This window comes from Pseudomonas sp. nanlin1 (assembly GCF_045571515.1).
GTDB lineage: Bacteria > Pseudomonadota > Gammaproteobacteria > Pseudomonadales > Pseudomonadaceae > Aquipseudomonas.
This window is the reverse complement of record NZ_CP124218.1, coordinates 1,305,485-1,327,871: the sequence shown is the minus strand read 5'-3', so window position 1 is coordinate 1,327,871 and position 22,387 is coordinate 1,305,485. Positions and strand designations below refer to the sequence as shown.

Annotated in this window: 22 protein-coding genes; 10 read left to right on the top strand and 12 right to left on the bottom strand. The window is 57.6% G+C overall.

The features are described 5' to 3' along the window. Positions 1-65: 65 nt before the first annotated feature. Both QCL65_RS06150 and QCL65_RS06145 read right to left on the bottom strand, forming a co-directional pair. Complete coding sequence (locus QCL65_RS06150) at positions 66-1,133, bottom strand: lipocalin-like domain-containing protein (RefSeq protein WP_172453188.1); 1,068 nt, start codon at positions 1,131-1,133, stop codon at positions 66-68. Positions 1,134-1,204: 71 nt separating this feature from the next. Next, positions 1,205-2,281: a lipocalin-like domain-containing protein gene (locus QCL65_RS06145; protein WP_104533840.1), complete on the bottom strand. Its 1,077-nt coding sequence runs from the start codon at positions 2,279-2,281 to the stop codon at positions 1,205-1,207. Between the two features lie 294 nt (positions 2,282-2,575). Between QCL65_RS06145 and QCL65_RS06140 the strand changes: the two genes are divergently transcribed. Continuing rightward, the gene (locus QCL65_RS06140; protein ID WP_407315402.1) at positions 2,576-3,118 is read left to right on the top strand and encodes a TetR/AcrR family transcriptional regulator; all 543 of its coding nucleotides are present in this window, start codon (positions 2,576-2,578) and stop codon (positions 3,116-3,118) included. 811 nt (positions 3,119-3,929) lie between these two features. On the opposite strand, the gene QCL65_RS06135 is transcribed toward QCL65_RS06140, so the two are convergent. Continuing rightward, on the bottom strand, positions 3,930-4,277 hold the full coding sequence (locus QCL65_RS06135) for an ASCH domain-containing protein (protein WP_407316697.1): 348 nt from the start codon (positions 4,275-4,277) through the stop codon (positions 3,930-3,932). A 128-nt stretch (positions 4,278-4,405) separates the two neighbouring features. Further along, positions 4,406-6,394, bottom strand: a complete 1,989-nt coding sequence (locus QCL65_RS06130; protein WP_407316695.1) for a sigma-54 interaction domain-containing protein — start codon at positions 6,392-6,394, stop codon at positions 4,406-4,408. 200 nt (positions 6,395-6,594) lie between these two features. Between QCL65_RS06130 and QCL65_RS06125 the strand changes: the two genes are divergently transcribed. The 3 genes from QCL65_RS06125 (at position 6,595) to QCL65_RS06115 (ending at position 9,428) form a co-directional block, all read left to right on the top strand. Further along, positions 6,595-7,617, top strand: coding sequence for a Gfo/Idh/MocA family oxidoreductase (locus QCL65_RS06125; protein WP_407315400.1), 1,023 nt, complete (start codon positions 6,595-6,597; stop codon positions 7,615-7,617). Then, positions 7,614-8,402 (top strand): TIM barrel protein, encoded by a 789-nt coding sequence (locus QCL65_RS06120; RefSeq protein WP_407315399.1) that lies wholly within the window; start codon positions 7,614-7,616, stop codon positions 8,400-8,402. Before QCL65_RS06125 ends, QCL65_RS06120 begins: the two co-directional genes overlap by 4 nt. Positions 8,403-8,501: 99 nt before the next feature. Further along, complete coding sequence (locus QCL65_RS06115; protein ID WP_407315398.1) at positions 8,502-9,428, top strand: sugar ABC transporter substrate-binding protein; 927 nt, start codon at positions 8,502-8,504, stop codon at positions 9,426-9,428. A gap of 82 nt (positions 9,429-9,510) precedes the next feature. Here the strand turns inward: QCL65_RS06115 and QCL65_RS06110 are convergent, their stop codons facing one another. Continuing rightward, the gene (locus QCL65_RS06110) at positions 9,511-9,861 is read right to left on the bottom strand and encodes a winged helix-turn-helix transcriptional regulator (protein WP_407315397.1); all 351 of its coding nucleotides are present in this window, start codon (positions 9,859-9,861) and stop codon (positions 9,511-9,513) included. 229 nt (positions 9,862-10,090) lie between these two features. Between QCL65_RS06110 and QCL65_RS06105 the strand changes: the two genes are divergently transcribed. Continuing rightward, positions 10,091-11,188 (top strand): NADH:flavin oxidoreductase, encoded by a 1,098-nt coding sequence (locus QCL65_RS06105; protein WP_407315396.1) that lies wholly within the window; start codon positions 10,091-10,093, stop codon positions 11,186-11,188. Between the two features lie 183 nt (positions 11,189-11,371). Here the strand turns inward: QCL65_RS06105 and QCL65_RS06100 are convergent, their stop codons facing one another. Beyond that, entirely contained in the window at positions 11,372-12,034 is a 663-nt protein-coding gene (locus tag QCL65_RS06100; RefSeq protein WP_407315395.1) for a hypothetical protein, read from the bottom strand. 252 nt (positions 12,035-12,286) lie between these two features. On the opposite strand from QCL65_RS06100, the gene QCL65_RS06095 reads away from it, so the two are divergent. The 4 genes from QCL65_RS06095 to QCL65_RS06080 all read left to right on the top strand — a co-directional run bounded on the left by QCL65_RS06095 (position 12,287) and on the right by QCL65_RS06080 (position 15,483). Continuing rightward, the gene (locus QCL65_RS06095) at positions 12,287-13,651 is read left to right on the top strand and encodes a DUF1963 domain-containing protein (protein ID WP_407315394.1); all 1,365 of its coding nucleotides are present in this window, start codon (positions 12,287-12,289) and stop codon (positions 13,649-13,651) included. Between the two features lie 308 nt (positions 13,652-13,959). Next, the gene (locus tag QCL65_RS06090; protein ID WP_407315393.1) at positions 13,960-14,445 is read left to right on the top strand and encodes a DUF4189 domain-containing protein; all 486 of its coding nucleotides are present in this window, start codon (positions 13,960-13,962) and stop codon (positions 14,443-14,445) included. A gap of 121 nt (positions 14,446-14,566) precedes the next feature. Next, entirely contained in the window at positions 14,567-15,184 is a 618-nt protein-coding gene (locus QCL65_RS06085; RefSeq protein ID WP_407315392.1) for a hypothetical protein, read from the top strand. Next, entirely contained in the window at positions 15,181-15,483 is a 303-nt protein-coding gene (locus QCL65_RS06080) for a hypothetical protein (protein ID WP_407315391.1), read from the top strand. Before QCL65_RS06085 ends, QCL65_RS06080 begins: the two co-directional genes overlap by 4 nt. 10 nt (positions 15,484-15,493) lie before the next feature. Here QCL65_RS06080 and QCL65_RS06075 read toward each other — a convergent pair whose 3' ends face one another. From QCL65_RS06075 to QCL65_RS06055, 5 genes are all read right to left on the bottom strand, one after another. After that, a complete protein-coding gene (locus QCL65_RS06075; protein ID WP_407315390.1) occupies positions 15,494-16,012 on the bottom strand; it encodes a hypothetical protein in 519 nt (172 codons plus the stop codon). Positions 16,013-16,160: 148 nt separating this feature from the next. After that, the gene (locus QCL65_RS06070) at positions 16,161-16,655 is read right to left on the bottom strand and encodes a DUF2269 family protein (protein WP_407315389.1); all 495 of its coding nucleotides are present in this window, start codon (positions 16,653-16,655) and stop codon (positions 16,161-16,163) included. A 3-nt stretch (positions 16,656-16,658) separates the two neighbouring features. Further along, the gene (locus QCL65_RS06065) at positions 16,659-17,786 is read right to left on the bottom strand and encodes a saccharopine dehydrogenase family protein (protein WP_407315388.1); all 1,128 of its coding nucleotides are present in this window, start codon (positions 17,784-17,786) and stop codon (positions 16,659-16,661) included. A gap of 47 nt (positions 17,787-17,833) precedes the next feature. After that, positions 17,834-19,447, bottom strand: coding sequence for a hybrid sensor histidine kinase/response regulator (locus QCL65_RS06060; RefSeq protein WP_407315387.1), 1,614 nt, complete (start codon positions 19,445-19,447; stop codon positions 17,834-17,836). A gap of 15 nt (positions 19,448-19,462) precedes the next feature. Then, a complete protein-coding gene (locus tag QCL65_RS06055) occupies positions 19,463-19,939 on the bottom strand; it encodes a hypothetical protein (RefSeq protein WP_407315386.1) in 477 nt (158 codons plus the stop codon). Between the two features lie 391 nt (positions 19,940-20,330). On the opposite strand from QCL65_RS06055, the gene QCL65_RS06050 reads away from it, so the two are divergent. After that, positions 20,331-20,840, top strand: coding sequence for a hypothetical protein (locus QCL65_RS06050; protein ID WP_407315385.1), 510 nt, complete (start codon positions 20,331-20,333; stop codon positions 20,838-20,840). A gap of 77 nt (positions 20,841-20,917) precedes the next feature. On the opposite strand, the gene QCL65_RS06045 is transcribed toward QCL65_RS06050, so the two are convergent. Beyond that, the gene (locus QCL65_RS06045) at positions 20,918-22,186 is read right to left on the bottom strand and encodes an OmpP1/FadL family transporter (RefSeq protein WP_407316693.1); all 1,269 of its coding nucleotides are present in this window, start codon (positions 22,184-22,186) and stop codon (positions 20,918-20,920) included. Positions 22,187-22,387: the final 201 nt, after the last annotated feature.

The following is a 22,387-nucleotide window of genomic DNA, read 5'->3' as shown; positions in this document are numbered from 1 at the left end:
CACCCTGCCGGGCCTCCAGCCTCCGCGGCGTTGCCGGGAGGCTCCACATTGCATCGCGAGCGTAGTTACTGCAATTGGCGACGGCGTCCGAGAAAATCCATGTTTTCCAACGAGCCGACCCCGCTCACCTGCAGGTGCTCCTCGTCCGTCGCGAGGTCCACGCTCACCTTCGCGACGAACTTGGCATGCCAGGTCTCCCAGTCGGGCGAGGAATTGGTGAACGGGAAGGACGCGACGATCGTGCGCTGGCCATCGAAGCGCACGTTTCCCTTGAGTCCATCCAGATCGACGATGTAGACGCAATCGCTACTGACCTTCTTGCCTGTCTGCGGCACCGGGACTTTCACGCCCTCCAGGCAGATCAATTGATCGTTGATCACGTCCGCGTGGACCTGCTCGCCCCGCGCAACGTACAGCAGGGGAGTTTCCAGCCCACCGGCCTCGGTGCGGAAGCGGACGGAGGACGCCACCACGGTGACGCCCTCCACTTCCGCCCGTCCCCACAGCCAGTCGCTGAGCAAATGATCCATCGGGACATCACCCCAGTTGTGGTCGTGGTAGCCATTGCCTTCGACCTCGATGGCCTTCCCGGCGACGAACAGGCTGCCCTTGGTGCGCGCACCGGGCACCGCACTGAACCAGGAGAAATGCCCGTCGGCGTTTTCCCAGCGGCCGGTGCCCGGGCGGTAGGGGCGCACCGTACGCTCAAGCACCAGGTCCAACCCGTGACCTTGGTTTTCGTCCGGATCGACGTGGATGTGGTAGCGCTCCAGGCCATCGAGGCCGCGGAAAAACGACTTGCCGATTCTGACGTCGCATTGGGTGTCGGAGACCTCGAAGCGGCCGTCGTCGAAGGGCGTCGTGATGTCGGCGAGCTTGGTTCCATCGCGGGCGATGTTGAGATTGATGAATGGCGTGTTCCTGCCCTCCGCATCCACCTGGATATGGAACGAGACCACGCAATAGAGGCCATCGGAGAAATGGGCGTCGGCATACCACCATTCCCATTCGCCGGGCTTGAACGGCTGCTTTAACCGCAACGCGTCCTCCCATGTCTGGGGGTGGTCGCGATCGATGCCGAGCCGGTCGAAACTGGCCTGGTCGTCCAGGAGCCTGCCGTTCTTGTCGGCCATGTGATTATCCTTTCGTCTGTCGGTGGAATGGGGTCGGGAGCGGCATGGCCGCGCCCGAGGGGCGAGGGCTTTCAGCGCTGGCGGCTGGCGTAGGGAGCGTTCTGCATAATCCGGATGTCGGCCGACTCGTTGACGGATACGCCGACCTGTCGTCCGCTCGTTTCGTCGATCAGGCGAGCGCCGCCTTCGTAGAGCGCATACCGGATTTCCGGGATTTCCAGGAACTCCCTGGAGGACAGCGGCTCCACCCGGAACCGGCGCGAGCCTTCCACCTCGACCGGCAACTCGTAGCTCCAGCCCCAGGACACCCACGTGCCGACATCGGGCGCCTTGGCGTAGCCGTTCTGTTTCACCACCACGCCATCGAGATAGCGGACCTCGCCGTCGGCGGTCACGTAGACCGCCTCCTGGTGGCCGTTGTAGAAGTTGTAAAGATGGAAGCGCGCACCGTTGTCGAAACGGAAGGACGACCATTCCCAGGTCAGAGTGAAGAAGTCCCCCCACTGGCGATCGATCCAGGCCTGCCCGGCGATCTGCAACGTGCGCCAGCTGCCGTCGGCATCCTTGAGCGAAAACGTGCCATGGGCGGCGGCGCGCATGATCGAGAAGTAGAAGCTGAAGTCGTCCTCGGCACCCTGCTGGATCAGGCCTTTCACGCCGAGCTTGTCCTGATGCCAGATCACCTCGTCGGTTTCGGAGAAGCGCAGATCGAGGCGGGTATCGCCGACCTCTGCTCTCAATTGCATGCCCTGGTCCGTGTACGACCAGTCGGCCGAGCTTTCCCCGAGCCGTGTCAGGACTGCGCGGCGATCCGCGTCCCATATCTGCTGGTCGGAGATGAGTCCTTCCGTGCGCAGGGTCCGGTAGTCCTGCCGCTCGTAATCGCTCACCATGCCGACCAGGTGGGCGAAGCGCTTGCCCTCCTCGAACGGCACGCCGAAACGCGTGTGCCAGCCGTCGCCGGGATAGTGCACGATGTCGAAGAACAAAAAGTAGCGCCGCCCCGAGGCATCGAAGGCATGGAGCGTCACGTACCACCACTCGTACGACTTCTCGCTCATGCGGGCGTGGGGTCGCCACTCCTCCTGTGGCGAGCGGATATGCGGCTTGGAGACGTCGAAGGACAGCGGCGTGTAAAGTTGCGGCATGGGGTTCTCCTGCTTCGGCAACCAACGGAGGCAAGCACGGGGCGACGCCGCTGGCTGCGGGGAACGGTGCGCCAATAATGCAACGCAAGTGTTGCATTATTGGCGCACCCGAGCAAGTCGCCCACCCTGCGGCTCAGGCATATGAACAGCGAGAGAGACAGCGATTTGAGACAAGAGAAAGACAGTATGAGGAGAGGTGGACGCCCCACCGCGGAGTCCGCTGCGGAGATAACCACGCGTATCGTCCAGGTCGCGACCCGCGCCTTCCTAGATAAGGGTTATGCCGACACCGGCATGGAGCAGATCGCCGTATCGGCCGGCGTGGCCAAGCGCAGCCTCTACGCCCGCTTCCCCACGAAGGAGACGCTGTTCCGGGTCGTCGTGCGCACGTATTCGGACCAGACGCTGGGGCACCTGCCGGATATGGCCGAGGATGCGAGCCCGCTCAAGGATCGCATCCTCGATGGCTGCCTGCGGGTCCTGGAGGTCGTGCTCGCCACCGACGTCATCGCGCTTGAGCGCGTGATCGTGGCTGAATCGGTGCGCTTCCCGGAACTGGTGGCCAGCGTCGAAGCCGCGCGCGGGCAGGCGCTGCGCTATCTCGGAGGCATTCTCGAACGAGGCCGTGAAGGCAAGGCCCGGACGTCTCGCAAAAAGCGTGCCGCTGAAGACCCAGCCATCGTGTCGGCCGGGCATCTCTGGGATCTGGTTGTGGCTCCGGCGGTGCGGGCGGCCGTGCTTGCGAAGGTTCCCTGTGGCTTGGCGAACGCCGACCGAAGTCAGGTCTGCGCCCGTGTGGACTTCTTCCTCGATGGCTACCGGGGAAGCGTGCGTTGATGCGGCTGTCCCACCAGCGATCGCGCTGGCTGAGCAAATAACTGAGTCAGAAAGGCCTTGGCGAAGTCCGCAGATGGCCTTACCCACAGTCTTACTTGCACTTCTAAGGTCGCCTCTTATGCAGCATCAGCCCGCGTGTCGGCTCGAAGCACCGTTGGCACCTAACCGCTCAAGCACTTTCGGCCGCCAGAGCCTTTTATCAGTCTCGCACCAGCCACACCGAGTGCCAATGCCCTGTCGCCGCCAAGACTGTTCCTACACTCCATGCCCGTTAACCTTGTGACAAGCAAGAGGGATGATGTGGCACGGGGCACATACTGGTCGCATGAAGAAATGGCCGCGGTCGGTCGGGTTCGGCAGGCGGCGTCTTGGGCATGGTCGGGTGCGCACCATACGGCATGGCGAAGCGCACTGACACGCGTCAGAGCGCGTGAAAGGGGTGCTGATAAGATCATCGTCAACTACGACATGCCCATAGCCAACACCTTCGGCAACAGAGCCATACCGTCGTAGCCTTGATAGCTGTTCTTGGAGCTCAGCGGCGCTGAGTGGATACAGTTGGCTTGTCGAGAACAGGGCCTCGGTACATAATGCGGTCTAATCCTGTAGACCATACGGGATAAATTTCCTTAATTACAATGGGTTGGGCGCGAAGTGCTGTTCCCTCCACCCGCTCCATCTTTCAGGTAGTTTTTCCGGGACTTCCAGGGGATTTCACCCCAATCAGCAAGCCTTTCAAAGCCTCATCGACAGGCCATCACCCTCCTCCACCACCCGATAAACCATCTGCCCAACACATCTTGCTCAGTGTTCAGCTTTTACTTGGGAGTAGGAAATCTACCTCGTAGATACCCCGTGCCGCACGGATGGTCACAGGGTGTTTGACTGGCCTTACGTCATTCAACTCCCATGCGAGCCAGCCATCCTCAAAATAGCTTGCACAAGCCGCTTGCATGTCAGCGAGGATGAAGGGGCGCACGGCTTTCACGCGCACAATAGCAACGGCAGTACCGTTATCGTCTTCGTCCCCATCGTTGTGGAGAAAACGCCCGTTTTCCACAATCAGTAGATCCTCGCAAGGATCTAAGTCTGGATGCCAACGACGGACTTCGAGGGTTTTCTCGCCAGAAGCGATTCGGCGTCCACTGGGCCGTACAATTGATAAAGCCTTTATGGTTCTCTCCTAAAAATTAGACACTTGGAAAATAGGCGCTTCGATAGGATTCCACTTATGCGGCAGAAGCTCGGCACCGGGCTTTTTCTATGCTGCCCGGCATGTTTATCCCCTCAAAGCTCAGGGCCCGAGCGAAACGCGTCGGCGCTCAATCCAAACCGGTTCATCTTGTTATATAGCCCGCCACGGGACACATGCAATTGCTTGGCGGCCAGGCGGATGTTGCCGTGGGTCGCTTTCAGTGCGGTGATAATCGCGTTCATTTCTTGCGTACCAAGGTCCGGCGCTGCCTGGAGTTCAGGCAGGCGTCCTGGCGTCGAGGGTCGCAGCCTTTGCTCGATTTCGAGCGGTAGATCCACAAGTTCTATCCGCTCAGTCACGGCCAGATTGGTTGCGCGCTCAATGATGTTTTCCAGCTCGCGAACATTGCCGGGCCAGTGGTAAGCGCAGAGAACATCCAGTGCCTGCGGCGAAATGCCTTGCACCGACTTGCGCAGCGAGCGAGCGCAACGCCCGAGGAAATGCTGCGCCAGTAGCGGAACATCTTCGCGGCGCATTCTGAGCGGCGGAACCGTTAAATTCAGTACGTTGAGCCGATAGTAAAGGTCCTCACGGAACGCCCCATCAGCCACCGCCTGGCTCAGGTTGCGGTGAGTCGCCGCGATGATGCGGACATTCACTTGCCGGGACTGTTTTGCCCCCACCCGCGTCACCTCGCCTTCTTGCAAGACGCGCAACAGGCTGACCTGGGCGTCAAAAGACATGTCACCGATTTCGTCGAGAAAGATCGTACCGCCATCGGCCAACTCGAACTTACCGGCCGAACCGCCACGGGCCGATCCGGTGAACGCACCTTCGACATGGCCGAACAATTCGCTCTGCACCAGATCTCGCGGAATGGCCCCGCAATTGACTGCTACGAATGGCCCGTTACAACGGTCACTGGCGTTATGAATCGCCTGGGCGAACAATTCTTTGCCGGTACCGCTCTCACCCAGGATCAGTGTGGTGGAATCACTGCGACTGGCGATCCGCCCCAGGTGCATAGCATCCTGAATTGCCCGGGAGCTGCCCTGAATGGTGTCAAAGGTGTAGCTGGCCTGGGTACCGATGATTCGCCGGGTGATTTCTCGTATACGGCGGTTCTCGCGCAGCGAAACAATGCGCCCGCCTTGCTCCAATGAACACACCGAGACCAGGCATGGCAGGTGGCTGCGATCGTGGAGCTCAAACGTGCAATCTAGATCCCGCAGACCTTCCCCGCCGTGCAGCAGAATCTCATCGGTGAGTTCGCTCTGGCCCAAACGCTGGAACGGAGCGCCCAACAGGTCGCGGCCTACGCAAAACAATTGCCGGGCATAGCGGTTGAGGGCCTTGATGCAGCCGTGCTCATCCAGCACCACCAACCCCTCGTTGAGCACTTCAAGTACGGTCTGCTGTTCTTCCAGCAACGCCTGCAATGCCATCTGCCGCGACACCGCTTCGGCAGCGGCCTGCACAGTACCTAGCGTGTGGAAATGAAACCAGCCGGGCTCAGCGGTCAAAGTGAGCATGGCCAGCGTGCGGCCTTGAGCGTCGCGGATCGGTGCGGCAGCGCAATGCATGCGCCGCCGACGTAGGTCGCTACCGAAGTTTTCCTCGGCCAACACATAGACCAATCGGTCTTCGGCCAATGCCAAGCCGGTGCAATTAGTGCCTTGTACTGACTCCAGCAGACGGCTGCCGACGGGCGTCAGATCGAGGCCACAGAAATACAGCGTGGTGCCTTCGGTATCGGTCAGATTGATATGGCCCCTGGGGTTATAGGCCAACAAACCACGCATGACCTCTGCCGCTGCGGCGATCAACACTCGATTGGCGGCCAGCGTTGCCGCCAGATCGGCCGGAGCAACGACGCGATACTCCCCGTCTTGAGGGTCGAGCCCAGCGCTGACGCTACGCCTCCAAGAGTCCCAAATCACCTGGCGCACCCCGACTGGTCGATCGGTACACCCGCCCAGGCACGCCAGCCAGGCATTCTCCAAAGCCGCGATCGGCCCTTCGCTCAACGATGCTGGCCCAAGCGCGGTGAGGTAATCGAGGTCTTGCACGCTGAAAGCCATTGGCTGTGGGTTCACTGCTCGCCACCGTGTTCAGGTTTTTGACATGTGAGTATAGACATGTCGTCAAAATGAACACTTTTTTTAAATAACTCTTAGTATTCCTTTATTAATCAATAGCTTATTTATTGGCACAGGCTTTGCTTTCTCCATAGCGACAGTGACCACCTATCCAATGAACAAGAATAAAAAGGAATGATTTCATGACTGCATCCAAGACGCTCCGTCTCGGTCTCATTGGCGCTGGCCGTATGGGCAGCTTCCACGGTCAGACCGCCGCACGGCATATCCCTGGCGCCTGCCTGGCTGCGATCGCCGACCCGACGCCCGGACAGGTCGCTCGACTCGCCGCCGAGCTGGGTGTCGAGCGGGTTTACAGCGATCCCCTGCAATTACTCGACGATCCGGATATCGACGGCGTGCTCATCGCCGCCCCGGCACGCAGTCATGCCGAGTTAGTGATCAGCGCAGCTCGGGCAGGCAAAAGCGTGTTTTGTGAAAAACCCATGGCCATCACTCTGGACGAAGCCGATCGCGCCATCGCCGCCGCAGCCGATGCGCAGGTGACACTGCAAATCGGGTTCAACCGCCGCTTTGCGAAAAGCTTCCGCAGTGCCCACCTGGATGTGCTCTCCGGGCGTATCGGTACCCCGCAGCTGCTGCGTTCGCTGACCCGCGATCCGGCCTTGAACAATCCCGCTGCCTCGCCGCAGTGGGTGATTTTCCTCGAAACCCTAATCCACGATTTCGATACCCTGCGCTACCTCAACCCCGGTGCCGAAGCCGTCGAAGTGTTCGTGATGGCCGATGCCCTAATTGCACCGGACTACAAAAGCAAAGGCTTTCTCGACACTGCGGTGGTCACGATCCGCTTCGACAACGGCGCCATCGCCACGGCCGAAGCGAATTTTCAGGCGGTCTATGGCTACGATGTTCGGGGCGAAGTGTTCGGCAGCGCAGGCATGCTGACCATGGGCAGCGTCAATGACTCAGACTTGGTCCGCTACCTGGCTAATGGCATCCAGGGCGACACCCAGCGCCTGGACACGGACCTGCTGCGTGATGCTTATGTGGCCGAGCTCAATCATTTTGCAGACTGCATGCGTACCGGGGCAAAACCACTGGCTAGCGGCGAAGATGCCCGGGCGGCGCTGGCAATTGCCCGCGCGTGTATCGAGTCGTTCCAGCAAGGCCAAGTGGTGCGCGTCGAAGGAGGCCGGTCATGAGCTTCACGCCGTTCAAACTGGCCGTCAGTGCTGAAATGGTCTTCCTCGAATTGCCCTTCATCGAGCGGGTCGAACGCATTCATGCGCTGGGGTTCAGCGCCGAAATCTGGGGCTGGACAACCAAGGACATTCCCGCACTCGCCGCCACCGGCGCGGACTTCACCTCAATGACCGGCTACATCTCGGGCAACCTGACCGACCCCGATGGCATTGCGCAATTGCTCGACAGCGCTCGGGAATCACTGGCCGTGGCCACGCAACTTAACTGCCCAAGCCTCAACCTGCACGGCACGGGCCTGGGCGACCAGGGCCTGCCGGTCAAACCCGTGGCCCACACCAGCGGCCGCATGTGGTTGACCGCCTGCAAGACCTTGGAAAAAATCGCCCGCCTGGGCGAAGACTCCGGCCGCGTGTTTTTACTGGAAAACCTCAATACAGACGTGGACCATCCCGGCACGCCGTTCGCTCGTGCCGACGATACTCTGGCGCTGATCGAGGCCGTCGCCAGCCCTTATCTGAAAATGAACCTGGATCTTTACCACGCGCAGATTGGCGAAGGAAACCTGATCGAATTGATCCAGCGTGCCGGCGGCGCCATCGGCGAAATCCAGGTCGCAGACGTTCCCGGGCGCATGGAACCGGGCACCGGTGAAATCCATTATCCGGCCATTGCCAAAGCGTTGTTTGGCTTGGGATACAGCGGTGTCGTCGGGCTCGAAGGCTGGGCCAGCGGCGATAGCGAAGCAGCACTCGAACGCTTTCGGCAAGCCTTCACGCTGGATTGAGGGGCAACGGCGCGCCCGGGACTTGGTCCAAAACGCGCCAGCGGCCTTCAGGTTTGATCCTGATCAGTTTCGTCTCATAACAATAAAAGGAAAACTATCATGCGTCGCTGCACACTACTTTTTGCCACTGCACTACTTGTCTTCAGCCAATGGGCCAGCGCCAGCTATCGCATCGGCGTCAGCATCGCCAGGGTCGACGATAACTTCATGACTTACGTGCGCAGCGGCCTGGAGGACGCTGCCCAAAAAGAAAACGTACAGATCCAGTTTGAGGACGCCCAGGGCGACGTGGTGCGCCAGCTCAATCAGGTCCAAGGCTTTATCAACCAGAAAGTCGACGCAATTATCGTGCTGCCCGTAGACACCGCCGCCACCGCCAATCTCACCCGCGCTGCCGTTGAGGCGAAAACGCCGCTGGTCTACGTCAACCGCCATCCGGACGAACGTGTTCTACCCAAGGGCGTAGTGACCGTGGCGTCCAATGACATAGAGGCCGGGCAACTGCAAATGCGCTACTTGGCGGAAAAACTTGGCGGCAAAGGCACCCTTGCCATCATCATGGGCGACCTTGCACAAAACGCCACGCACGACCGCACTGAAGGCGTCAAACAGGTACTCAAGGACTATCCCGGGATCAAGATCGTCGAACAACAAAGCGCCGAATGGCAACGCAACAAAGGCATGGACCTGACCAGTAACTGGCTGCTGGCTGGCAGCAAATTCGACGCCATTGTCGCCAACAACGACGAGATGGCCATCGGCGCCGCAATGGCCTTGCAGCAAGCCGGCAAAACCGCAGGCGAGGTTGCGATTGTCGGCATTGATGGTCTGCCCGACGGCCTGGCCGCGATCAAACGGGGCATGCTGGCCGCTTCAGTCTTCCAGGACCCAAAAGCCCAAGCCAACGCCGCCGTGAAGGCGGCCATTAAAATGATCAAGGCCGAGCCCGTCGAAACGGAAGTCTGGGTGCCCTTTCAGTTGATCAAACCCGAACAAGTGAGCGTGTTTGAGCAACATTATAAATAGTCTCTCCCGGTAAAACCGAAGCCGCTTTTCCTTCGTGGGGGTTTAGCGGCTTTTTCGCTTTTAGCTTAAATGCCGCCAGCGCCTAGCGAGCATCATATGCACTCTGGGCAGCTTCGACAGCCGACGCATGACGTTCAGTCCAGTCAAAAAGAGCTGAAAACGGCCCGCTGAGCGTCTTACCGAGAGGCGTCACCCGGTATTCCACCGCTACTGGTGACGTCGCCATGACGACGCGCTCCAGGATGCCGTTGCGCTCGAGCCGCCTTAAAGCTTGCGTCAAAGCCTTCTGAGAGATTCCAGGAATACTGCGCTTTAGAAGATTGAACCGCAGCGGTTCCTGACAGATTTGCGACAGGATCAAAATAGACCATTTGTCGGCGATTTGATCGAGAAGCAGTCGATTTCCCGAATTCGGGTTCTTAGCGTCCAGCATGCAGTTCCCTCATGTATACCTAGGAGACTTCTAGTTCCTAATTGACACTAGGTTTCTAACATATACCATTTATTGCGCATCCACATAAAGGTCTTTTCTCTGGCTGCTTGCAGACAGATTGAGATGAAAGAAGTGCTCAATAAGGCCCCTCAAACATTGCGCCGCGATATCAACCAACATGCTCGCCGCTGCGAAAAAACCTGCGCTGGCGAATTAGGAAATTCACCACATGACTTATGAAGCATTGTTCGAACCTTTTTCTATCAACAAACTTGTTCTCCCCAATCGCTTTGTCATGGCGCCAATGACGCGCCTTTTTGCCAAAGACGGCATCATTGCTCCTGAGACAGGCGCTTATTATCGCAAGCGTGCAGAGGGCGGCGTGGGTTTGATCCTGACCGAGCTCAGCGTTGTCGATCGTGAGGCTTCCCACGGCGACCCAGCAATGCCCCGGCTAAATTCAGAGGCTTCGTTCGACGCCTGGCGCCGGGTCGCCGATGATGTCCATGCGGCCAATGGTCGGATCGGCCTGCAGATCGGTCACTTCGGAGCCAATTCAAATCCGATCACTGGCTGGTTGCCGGAAGGCCGTATCGACAGCGTCTGCGGATTCGATAATTCTGGGAGTCCGCTGGGCGAGCCGATGCGCGACTCTGACATTGCCGACACCATCGCCGCCTTTGCGAATGCCGCGGCGCAGGCACAACGCATAGGCTTCGACACCGTTGAGATTCATGCGGCGCACGGCCACCTTATCGACCAGTTCGCTTGGGCGTTCACAAATCGTCGCACTGACGCATGGGGCGGCAACATGAGTGGACGCTCACGATTCGCTGCCGAAATTGTTCGTGCCGTACGCGAAGCGACCGGTCCTGATTTTCCGATCATCATGCGACTGTCACAGTGGAAGATCGGGCATTACGAGGCGAAGGTGGCAGCGACACCGGCCGAACTCGAAGCGTGGGTGACGCCCCTGGTCGATGCCGGAGTCGATGCTCTGCACGGATCGCAACGCCGCTATTGGGAACCGGAATTCGAAGGTTCCGATCTGAACTTTGCAGGATGGTTGAAGAAGCTGAGCGGCAAGCCTTCGATCACTGTGGGATCGGTAGGCCTGTCCGGCGAATTTATGGCTGCATATGCCGGCGAGAGCTCAGAGCCAAGATCCATTGACGGACTCTACGAACGGATGGTGCGCGGCGAGTTCGACATGGTCGCGGTAGGTCGGGCTCTGCTTAGCGATCCCGACTGGGTAAAAAAGGTGCGGGATGGGCGTATTGAGGAATTGCGCGCGTTCGACCCTAGTGCTTTTAAAACATTGAGTTAAGCTCTGAATGAAATGCCAAGAAGCCCAATCGGCATACCCGGAAGCTGGAATTTTTTGAAGTTTCCAGCCCTCTACGGAAAGGAATCCGAGCCTCTTCCTGCGCCGGGAAAGATTGGGCCTGACTACCAGAATCCGGCTCTACGACGCGAAAGGGACACCGTCGCGCTTTCTCCTCCCTGGCGGTCAAGGAACTCGCTCAGAAGACAAAACCAAAACCATAAGCTTCGACACACAGGTTTGCGCGTCATCCTCACGCTTATCAGCGCCGGTCAAAGCCGTCACCACGACACTGCCACGCTCGAAATGCCATCTGGCAGGGCTGCCACGACGCGGCGAGCCGACCCATTGTGCTTTGAAGCCGCCCTCGATCAACGACTGGCGATACAGCGCCATGGAGTGCGCGCAGCCTACCTGGGCTGGCGTATCAGCATTTCTGAAAAACTCAACGTCCAGGCGGCTGGGAGGTTGGCCATAGGCGTCCGATATGGATTCCAGGGAGTAGCGACTACCGCCCACCAGTTCGCCTGAAATCCAGAACGCTTGCGGGTCGGTAGTGTTGTATTTCACCGTTACACCAAATTGTTTCTCTGCCTTTGAACGCGCCATGTCCTGCTTGCCATGGATCGAAAGGATTAATCGCACAATGCGCTGCCCCAGTGCCTCTGGGGTCATCTCCAGCACGGTCTGCCCGACCGCATCCGTAGCAGGAATGACTTCAGGCTGTGGGCACGCGAAACAGGCCTGTAGCACACCGGCCCACAACAAGACCGCGCAGCAAAGAACTAAGCCGCTACGCAGTTGGCGCCGCAGAGTAAGCTGTTTACCACCCGGCCATACAGGTTCCACTGCGAATACCCCACAACCATTCGCCATCGCCCAGTATCCAGAAAGGCATTTAGCAAAAAATCACCCAAGAACTCCCGCAATTCAATAGCACACCTGTGCTATCGAAAATCATCGACCACTCCATTACTTTCAAACTTCAAGGCTCCCCTTCATGGATTCACTAATGAAAGTGATTCAAGGCCCTGCACTATTGTTCTCGTCGTTGTTAATGCCCACCGTATCGCACAGCTTCGCAATGTAGAGGTTCAGCGAATGCAAGCTCGAACTCAGTCCCCTTACGATGCTGGCCTGCGCGACCACCAGGCCGAAGCCGAGCTTGAAGCTTATTTATGCGCGCACCGCAAAACCGGCATCGTGCTGCAGCGGGCTTATCCCCCTACATCGTTCCCCCGCGTGCGTAGTCGACTCGGCGGCCTGCCGCAATTGCCGCAGGCTTTTGAATGGCCTATAGGGGTGAGTTACGGCAAGTCGGCGCCCATGCATTTTCTTGCTCAGATCGACTGCGCGGAGTTGCCACGCGTCGAGTCGATGATGCCAACGCAGGGCATGTTGTTTTTCTTTGCTGTAAACGACGAAGAACAGATATGGGATACAGATGCTCCCCAGGAGCGCGTCCGGGTGCTATACGCCCTGGATGTGCCAGCGGACCAGCCCGAGCGCCAGGCGCCGGAACAGCTGCGTCCGATTCGGGACGTGAATGCAGCGAACAGCCCGTATACAGAACCCGGCTGGCTGCTGCCCGGGGAGACTGGACCACGCCTGCATGTGCAATGGCCTCTGGTTGCCCGGCAGATTGAAACCTGGCCATACGATATGCCCAAATCGGAAGGCCGCTGCATGCCAGACGTGGCCGCCTACCACCAGCGCTGGTCTGAACTGAGCCTGGGAGCCGCAGTGGCGGCTACCGGACTAATGCCCAATAGCGACGCGGTGTTCCGATGGGAGCGGCCGCTGTCCCAGGACTGGAAGTTCCCCGCCCAGTGGCTGCGCTATCAGTACGACTTCCCTCAGGTGGGTATTATGATCGAGCGCCTGGCACGGCTTGTAAGCAATGCCCGGAGCAAGCAAACACGCCACTTTGCGGCGGATCGGGATGTGCTGGACTGGGTAGAGCGCGCGGGCCGCATCGGCTTGGACAACACCCCGGATGAGGCTACGAGGGAGGCATTCAGAAACTGGATCATTGAACAAATCGGCGACGAGCACAAAGGCACCACCCTCACCGACGCAAAAATGGGCAAAGTCTTCACGAGCGGGTTGCTGGCCTCTGTTGCGTACGTCGCTGGCTCACCTGATGCCGCGAGGTTGATTCCATTACCGCTTTATAATGATCTTGAAGGCGAGCATTTGCCGTATGAAGAAAGTTATCGCAAGCATGCCGATGGACGAAGGTACTGTGCCAGGCCCAGAGTCCATAGGATGTTGGGGCATGTTCCGCTTTTGCAGCGCGCCATGCCTGATATCGAAGGGGAGCCGGTATGCCTGTTGCAACTCGCCTGGGATCCCGCCATCGACCTGAGGTTTGGCGATTGCGGCCAAGCGACTTTCTGGATTTCCAGGGAAGATCTAGCGGCCCGGAACTTTGATCGTGTGGCCGCGGTGGTTGAATCTAATTGAATTATTTCCAGGCGCTTTCTTAGCGCTTGCGCAATCAGCGAATTGTAGTCAGTGCTTGGTCTATGGGTTGGTCGTATGGTCCCTGCCCCACTCATCAAACTAGACGACGTATAAATCAATAGCACACCTGTGCTATGGAAAATAATCTGCACCTCAATTACTGTTTTTTCGGTTGAACCCATTTTGTAGGTTCATTGAATAAAATTATTACCCTGCTACGCAGCAAGTTGTTTTCATTGCTGATGCTCACAGCGTCTGCCCTGGTACTTGCGTAGCAACAGGTAAAAAACTGAGGCGACGCACCACAAATGAAAAAGATATTTTGTGCCGGGTGCTTCACGTTGCTGCTCTTCGGATTACAGGTGCAAGCCCAGACAAGATGCCCGATAGGTGCTCAGGCAGGGAGTATGCAGTGCCTGCCTGACGAGCCACAGGGTGGATATAACGCTCCTGCCCAGCCCACCGGCGAATGGATCAAAACCTGGGGCGCGATCGCTCAATCCAGCACTACGGGCGAAGCGGGAAGTGCTGTGGGCAAACTCTCTGAAAGCGAAGCCGAACAGGCTGCCCTTCGCCAATGTGCACTTGAGGGGACGACTGACTGCAAGGTGTTCCTGACTTTTCACAACCAATGTGCTGCGCTTGTTTCTTCAGACTCACAAAGCTTTTTTCAGGGGGCGGTTTCTGAACGGCGCTCGATTAAACTGGCGAAGAAAAGCTGCGAAGCGAGCGATAGCGGCCCGTGCAAGGTTATGTATTCTGAATGCACAGACCCGATATTCTGGAGATATTGAAGGCAAAAGATCGGGGGCAAGCCCCCTCCTACGGATGATGTGAGATATGTCGCTAATCGTAGGAGGGGGCCTTGCCCCCGAGCTCTTAACAATAGCCCTGATTCACGTTGAGAAGTCAGCCATGCATGTGTCGCCCTCATTGAAGCGCTTAATACCGCAATGCCGGCAATGGCTTGATCGGGCACGGACCTCAGGGGATATCGACCGCTACACAAGCGCTGTACAAGCTCATCTCGCAGCTCACGGCCGTCTTAGCCCCAAAGTCGGAACACAGCTTGGACGAATCAGCCACTTTTGGAGCGTCGCCGCTTGCGATGCTTACTTTCGTGCGGACCTGGAGGAGCTAGCCCGTTTCTTCAGGTGGACAATTGAAAGCCGAGCACTGCTGCTGTGCTGGGATGGGCTACACAGTCAGCTGCAGCCACAGCTTGGTAACTGGCCCAAAGAGTACTCAGACAGCCTGCGCGCTGCAGGCCCCACCGTGCTGTTGCGCTGGGATAGAGGCAAGGTCAGCGCGCAGCGCTTTGTGGAAATGGCGGAGAAAGATACGCGGCTCAATCTGTTGCCTGAGTCTCGTCGAATCGCCCACAACACCCACGATGTGTTTTTAACGTTCCTGTTCTGCGACGCCTATGCACTGTCAACCCGGTTTGAGCCACGCAAGCCCTTGATTAATGCCTATCGGGGCTGCTGGATAACTGGAGGACCGCCAACCAAAACACCTTGGCGCGACACATGAACCAGGCCGCTGAATTCCATATCAACCGGAGCCAATACAGCACAGGCTGGAAAACTTACGAATTCGACGACGACTTTGATCGCGTCTTCCCCATCGAGTTACTGGCCGTCCTGGCACTACGACGCCGGGATAACCTTGCGGACCTCCCAGCGGGTCACGCGCTGATCGATGGGCCGTGGTCGCTGCTCACGGACTTGCCGTTAACTACGCCGCACCCTCTCATAGAAGCTGTTCTGACGCGCGTGAAGAATGACTATCCGCAATTCTTGATCAGGCATGAAGCACAGGCGCTGACCTGACATCACCCATTCACGGACTTGGAGCATCAACCGCAGGCCCCCAAAACGCTCTATAGGTGAACTCCGGCAACGTATTCGCAAGCTCCGGTCGAGCTATTTTGATCATGCCGTTGGCTCGCCGAGCGCTGGCTTTACAGACGAAATCATAGGGCCGCTCCAGCATGCTGCGGGCAACCGGTTGCCACTGGTTTGTTGTTTGTCCCTGGGTGACCTCGCCTGAACGCATCTTGGCATCCGCTGCTTCTATAATGTAGTTGCCAGACTTACACTGAAAAGCAATCCGGTACAGCATAAAAAGAGGCTTGTCCTGTTCTTCGAAAACGTGCACGACATCAACTGAGCGAGTGGGCTCTGCTGCTGATTTCGACGGAGTCTCTGCGACGGAAAGAGCATCGGCATAGAGGACTTCCCGTTTTGGCTGATCCCCACTTCCGAAGATTAGCCACCAGTCAGGCATTGCGGCAACTGCGATGCTCGGAGAAATGACCAGAGGAGAAAAGACCGCCAGAACCCAAGCGAATTTATGCACCCGCGTTTACTCCCGTAGTTGCTGATAATAGGAACCGAACAAGTTTTTGGCTAGGCTGATAATCTCATACCCTAAATGTCATTCAATAGCACACCTGTACTATTCAATACCAAGTTCTCCTTGAAACTCAGCCATTTGCCGTAAATGATCAGGCCAGCAACATCTCCAGCCACTGCCACGGGGTCAGCTTCGTCGTCATCATAAGCACCACGACGAACATGCCGAGAAAACCGCAAATGCCCACCCACAACCATTTCTGATAGCGATGGTGGTATCGATCATCCAGCGACAAGCCCTGTTCCACCGCGCTCAAAGCCAGCCCATGCATACGCTTTTGCAGCACGAGTACGGGTAGCCAAAGCGCACCGACGCCAATGAAGAACACCAGCGAGGTCAGCAACCAGGGCGAATCTAACGGCAGCGCGGCGAGCTTCATAAGCAAGTAGCCCGTGCCCAACTGAAGAAAGCCTGCGGGTGTGGTAATCCAGGAATCGAACCGCACCACCATCCCACAGACATGCGCGATGACCTGCGGGTTACGCGTGCGGTTGGCCGCGATCAGATAGAGAAACGAGCCCATGCCGAATCCGAACAGGAAAATAGCCGCGATCACATGCAGATACTTCAGCGCCAGATAAAGCATCGATCAACCCTGCTCATCTGAAAAGCGCACGGCCAATTTTATGTTGTGCGGGTCGTTGATGGCGGCAAGGTACTCGTCAACGCTGATCTCCCCCACGCAGGGTCGGGCGCCTGGCTCTGGACGGTACTGCCGAGCGACTTTCGCCATCAGCGCTACTGCGGCACAACTGGGAATCTCCGGGCCTTTGTCATTGTGCGCGGTGAGCTGAACATTCATGGTCAGGGCCTTACCGTCATCGCCGACCCCCTCGACATCAATGTACATGGCACTGCGCCCGTCACCGAATCGCTCAAATAGGCTGCCCCAGCGATGCAGTCGCGCGGCCCAGCTGACGCGGTCCCTGACCAGTCCTGCGCGTAGGGAAGCGGCCAACAGGAAATTGGCTACGCCGCCCAGCTTGAGGCCCGAGCCTGCCTTGAAGCGTAGCGTGCGTGCGCCATAGCGGTCGCCGAAGATGTCGATATCCGGGACGTCGACATTAGCCAGTAGGCGCGTCCCCAGATGCGGCATTTTGCGTAAGGTCAAATCCTGCCAGCCCGAAACTTCGTAGACCTGCCCGTCTCGCAGCTGCTTGATCGGTTTGCCAGCGTACGCAAGTACACCTTCAACGGTGGACAATCCGGGCATTTTTGCCGAGGAAGAAATGCCGTGTTCAATGACATCGATTCGGCTGAAGCGATGCCGGTACTGATCAATGAGTGCCGAAGATAGCGTGGGTACCGAGCTGCAGCCGCTGAGCAACGTCACGCCCGCTTGCCTGGCCGCTGCGTCGAGAATACCGATACCGTTGACGAAAGCGCGGCAGTCAGCAAGATCACAATAGTTGGCCTTGGCCTCGATACACGCCTGGGCCACGGCATAGGACTGGTTCTGAAATGGCCCTCCCGTGTGGATGACCCATTGGATATCAAAGCTGCGTAATATCGAAGCGAACGCAGCCCCCATGGCATCACCGCACCAGCTCTCGCACAGCATGCCCGAATGGCTGTGCAGCGTGTCGACGCTATCAGCGAGCTTTGTAGCGTTGCGTCCTGCAATCACAAGAACAACGTTGGGCATGTTGATCAAGTGTCGGCAAACGATCCTGCCAAAATTTCCGTATCCGCCAACGACCATGACTCTAAGCGACATTCAAAACGTTCCTGTCTTTAATACCGTTCACCTTGACTCGATTGGGTTCAGACCCGCTCCGAGGGTTTCTCACACATCGACAAGAGGGTCAGGCGCAGTTCCGAAGGCCTCAAAGGTTTCGACAGTACAGACACATCCCGCGCCAGTGATGCCTCTTGAACCATATCCAATTCGCGCCCAGTCACAATGAGCGAAGGAACGTCCCAGCCCCGGGCCATGCGAATACTGTCGATGCAATCGAGGCCGTTGGCTTTGGTACCCAAATCGTAATCGGCCACGATAATGTCACAGTCGGTGGTCAGCCCCTGCGCCGAACTGGCGGTCTGTACTTCGCACCCCCAGCGCTCAAGCAGAGCAGCGGTGGCCATGAGGACGTTATTATCGTCTTCTACCAGACAAATTTTGACGCCTTTGAGCAAACTATCCCCCAGTATTTTTTTGCGCGGTTGCTGCAGGGGGGCAGCGACTTCTTCGAGCCCGCGGATGGTCACGCTTGTCCCTCGGTTCACCCTGGATTCAATCTGGATCTGGACGCCGATGATCTGGCTAAGTCGTTTAACGATGGACAGGCCTAGCCCAACGCCTTCTACGTCCTTGTCGCGCGCGTGGCGGATTCGGTAAAACTCGTCCCAGACTTTCGGGAGATGCTCGGCGGCGATCCCTGGCCCCTGATCATGGACGCTGATCGAGAGGCCGTCCTGGTGGCTGCGTACGCCGATCAGGACGGGATGATTGGGGGCATATTTGAGGGCGTTGGACAGTATATTTTGCACCATCGTGGCAAGCAGCGTGGCATCTACCCTGACCCAGCGGTTGCAAGGCCGGACCCTGAGTTCGACGCCGGCCCAGCGCGCGGCGGCGATGTTCTGCTGGGTGATTTCACCCAGCATCTCGCCGAGATTGACCACGTCTGATTTGACCGAAACTTTGCCGCTGTCCAATGTGTAGATATCAAGAATCGAGCGGAACAATTGCGCCACGTTATGCAGTGATCGATCGATGTTGTCCACCAGCTTGCGCTCGTACTCCCCCAAGGGGCTCGATCGCAGGCAGGCGGTGAACATGCCGATGGAGTGAATGGGCTGGCGCAGGTCGTGACTGGCCTGGGCGAGAAAGCGCTCTTTCTCCTGATTGGCAACCGTGGCCTGCTCGGACGCCTGGCGCGTCCTGACTAACAGGATGTGGGCGTAGACTGGCACCAGAATGGTGACAGCCACCAGCATCAGTACCATGAACGGCTGGGCCCGCCAGTACGGCGTCAGCTGATAAATAATCATGATCGCCAACAATGCCAGGGATGCCGCAATCGCCAGATAGCGCGAGCCATAGCGCATACCGTTGCCCAGCGTGACCCAGACCATGACGCTGAAAATCGGCAGTGTCGCCTCGCCGCCCACCACCAGCCCTACTGAAATCCCGGTGTAATCGTGCACCATCCCGAATACCCGACGTGCCGGAAATACCCCAGGACGAGTGATAATGTATTGCCGCAAGATAAACGAGACCACCAGAAAGCCGGCATAGTAAGCAATGATCGGTTCGTACTGCGCGACATCGTACCCCGGCAAAAAACCTATCAACGACACATAAGTGATCGCCGCCGTTGCCACGGTTAACCTCAGCGTGGCCTGATCCAGTTCAGCGTTTTTCCGATCTTTCATGAGTAACCCTGCCGTTCATTTTCCCTGATACGCCCTGCCAAACTGGATCTCGAGTGGGGCTGGGGGCGTGTCGGCCAGGCGTCCTTGTCGCTGCACAGTCACCTGATAATGGCCGGTCTCAAGTTTTCTTTTAACCAAGTCGGCATTCAGATAGTTTCCCGCCCATGCGTTTAATTTAGGGTGCATGACCTGCTGATTCAGCATTTCTATACCACTTTCGATCTCTTCAATGCGGACGTGGAACACTAACGCGGAACCTGGCTCGCTCCAGGTATCCCCTACCCGCGCATCCCCACCCGCCAGGGCCCAGGCTTTCTCCCGCTCAACGGCGTCGCCGTAGGGGTAACGCAGCGCCACGGCATAATGACCGGGTTCCGTTACCCATACTTCAAGATTGGTTGTACTGGCTGGGCCCTGCATGTCCAACGTTACGCTATAGCTGGGCGTGCGGTCTGTCGGGAACTGTGTAAACACAAACACGACGAAAAGCACAACTCCCCCGGATACGACTGCCAGAACCGCGAGCGCACCGGCTAGCAATTTTCTAAGCAAGGAAAGCCCCCCGATGCAACGCGCGCTGCCAATTCTGGATTGACAAAGTTGACGTCGACACGCCCCGGCCGTGATCGCTGTTATTGAACAATACAAACCTGATGGTAGAGGCTTGAAGGTATTGCTCGCTAGCACATTCAAGCAATAGCACATCTGTACTATAGGCGATTTTCAAACGGCCCCTTTAAGCTATTCCCTACACGAAATCTGCCTCACCGTTAATAAATATGCGTTGCAGGGTCACGCCACATGGCTAGTCGCCTGCCTTGTGCAGTAGCACCCGCGCGAAAAGAATTAATACCACTCGACTCTCAGATCAGAGGTAACAGGCATGGGCACTTATTGCCAGCTGGCAAAATTCAAAGGCTTGGCGACTGCCGCCATGTTAATGGCCGCGTTGACGGCCTGTTCAAGTGGTATCGGAAGTTCAATACCTGGGCTGGATTCTCTCACCGGCGAGGGAAAATACGCGCCGGAGTTTATTAAATCCAACATCGTTGTTGGCAAATCAACCAAACAACAGATTCGAGACAAATTCGGCACCCCTTCAAAAGCGACCGACAACCTGGGCAACAACTCCTCGGAATGGCTGTATGATCGTGAAGATACCCAGATCGGCAAGCTTGCAGACATGGCGTATAAATACACCAGCCGTTACTCGGGCGGAAGCTCTGCCAGTAGCACCATCATTGGCGGGCAAATCAAAGCCGGTGAAGCTCAGGAAATAATGGATGACGCCGGCACGGTCACCGGTAGCAACGCGCCTGGCCAAAAAGCAAACATCAAAAGACTGTATATCGATTTCAGGGGAGACGTGGTGCGCGACTTCAGAACCTACTGAGGCATCACCGATGCTTGATTGAATATTGAAAGGCATCGGTGTTCCCATGGGGTGAAGCGCCCTCACCCGAGCGTGCGTCAGAACCGGTAGGTGGCGCCTACCCCGAACAGGTTAGCGTCGCTTTGATAAGTCGCACTGTAACTCGCCAACGCATTGGAACGGCTGACGTCGACACGTTCTTCCTTGAGGTAGGAATACCCCAGATCAATCGTCAATTGCGGCGTCACGTTATAACCGACACCGACGCTGAATATCTGCCGATCGCCAGTGGGCGTTCGAGGCGAACGATTGGTGTTGCTGGTCGGCGATTGGTCGAGTGTCAGCCCCGCGCGCACTACCCATTGCGAATCCAGTTGGTAGGCGGTGCCGATGGCATAAGTCCAGGTGTCATGCCAGTTCAGTCCTTCCTGGACGGAACCGGTCAGCGCCCCAGCCAACGTGCCTCCCTGCGCCGCCGAGATCGGTTGATTGCGCAGACTTAGGTCGCGCATGCTGCTCCAGCCGGTCCAGGTCGCGCTCGCAAAGAGCTGCCAGGCATCGGTCACGTCCTGAGTTACGGAAAAATCGTAAGACTCTGGAGTGGTCGCTTTCAGGGTACAGTCATAGCGGTTGCTAGCGAGCAATGCCGCCGGGGTGCCTGCGCCCGTCGCGACCTGAGTGTGGCAATCGAGCTTGTAATCGACTTTTGAGTGGTAGGTCAGGCCGACCCGGGTGGTATCAGTGGCGTTGAACAACATGCCCAGATTGAAGCCGACCGCGGTGTCGTCACCTTTGACCTTGACGTTGGTGTCAGCAATGGCCGGATTCAGTGTGACGTCTGACTCAAGCGTACCAGCAATACGGTTGAAGGTCGGCCCGAAGCCGATCGACAATCTGTCGTTGACGGCGTAACTGACAGTGGGCTGTAGCGTGATGACCTTGATGTCACTCTTGCTGGCAAACATGCGCCCTTGAAAGCCGTTCTCGTAATGAGTCGACAGCCCAAAGGGCGCATAGACCCCAAAGCCAAAAGACCAATGCTCATCGAACTTGTGCGTGTAGAAACCAAAGGGCACGGTGCTGAAGGGCACCATATCGCCGTCGTTACTGCCGCTGGAACGGCCGCTGACATTGCTGATATCCGTGGAGGCGTCGATAAACGTAGCGCCCGCGGTTATCTGCGTGCCTTCGAGGCGCGCCATGCCCGCCGGGTTTCCATATACGGTACCGGCATCATTGGCAGCCGATGCGCGCCCTGCCTGACCGCTGCCCATGGAACTGATGCTTTGTTCGGTACGGGCGAAGCCGCCGGCGAAAACTTGAGTTGATACCAATGCAACGGCGAGGCCAAGGGTTGTCTTGAGCATGGTCATTTCTTTCTTCAGAACCCGTTATTGAAAAGTGCCGGAGGCCCATCAAGGATGGCCTTGTGTTCCAGCAATAAATGCCCTGCGCCTGGCACCCGCTGCGCACTCGTTGCCTGCGCCGGCGTAAAGACAAACCACCGACCGTATCAGTCGCTGAAATCATGCTCAATAGCACATATGTACTATATGGCCATGCTGGCG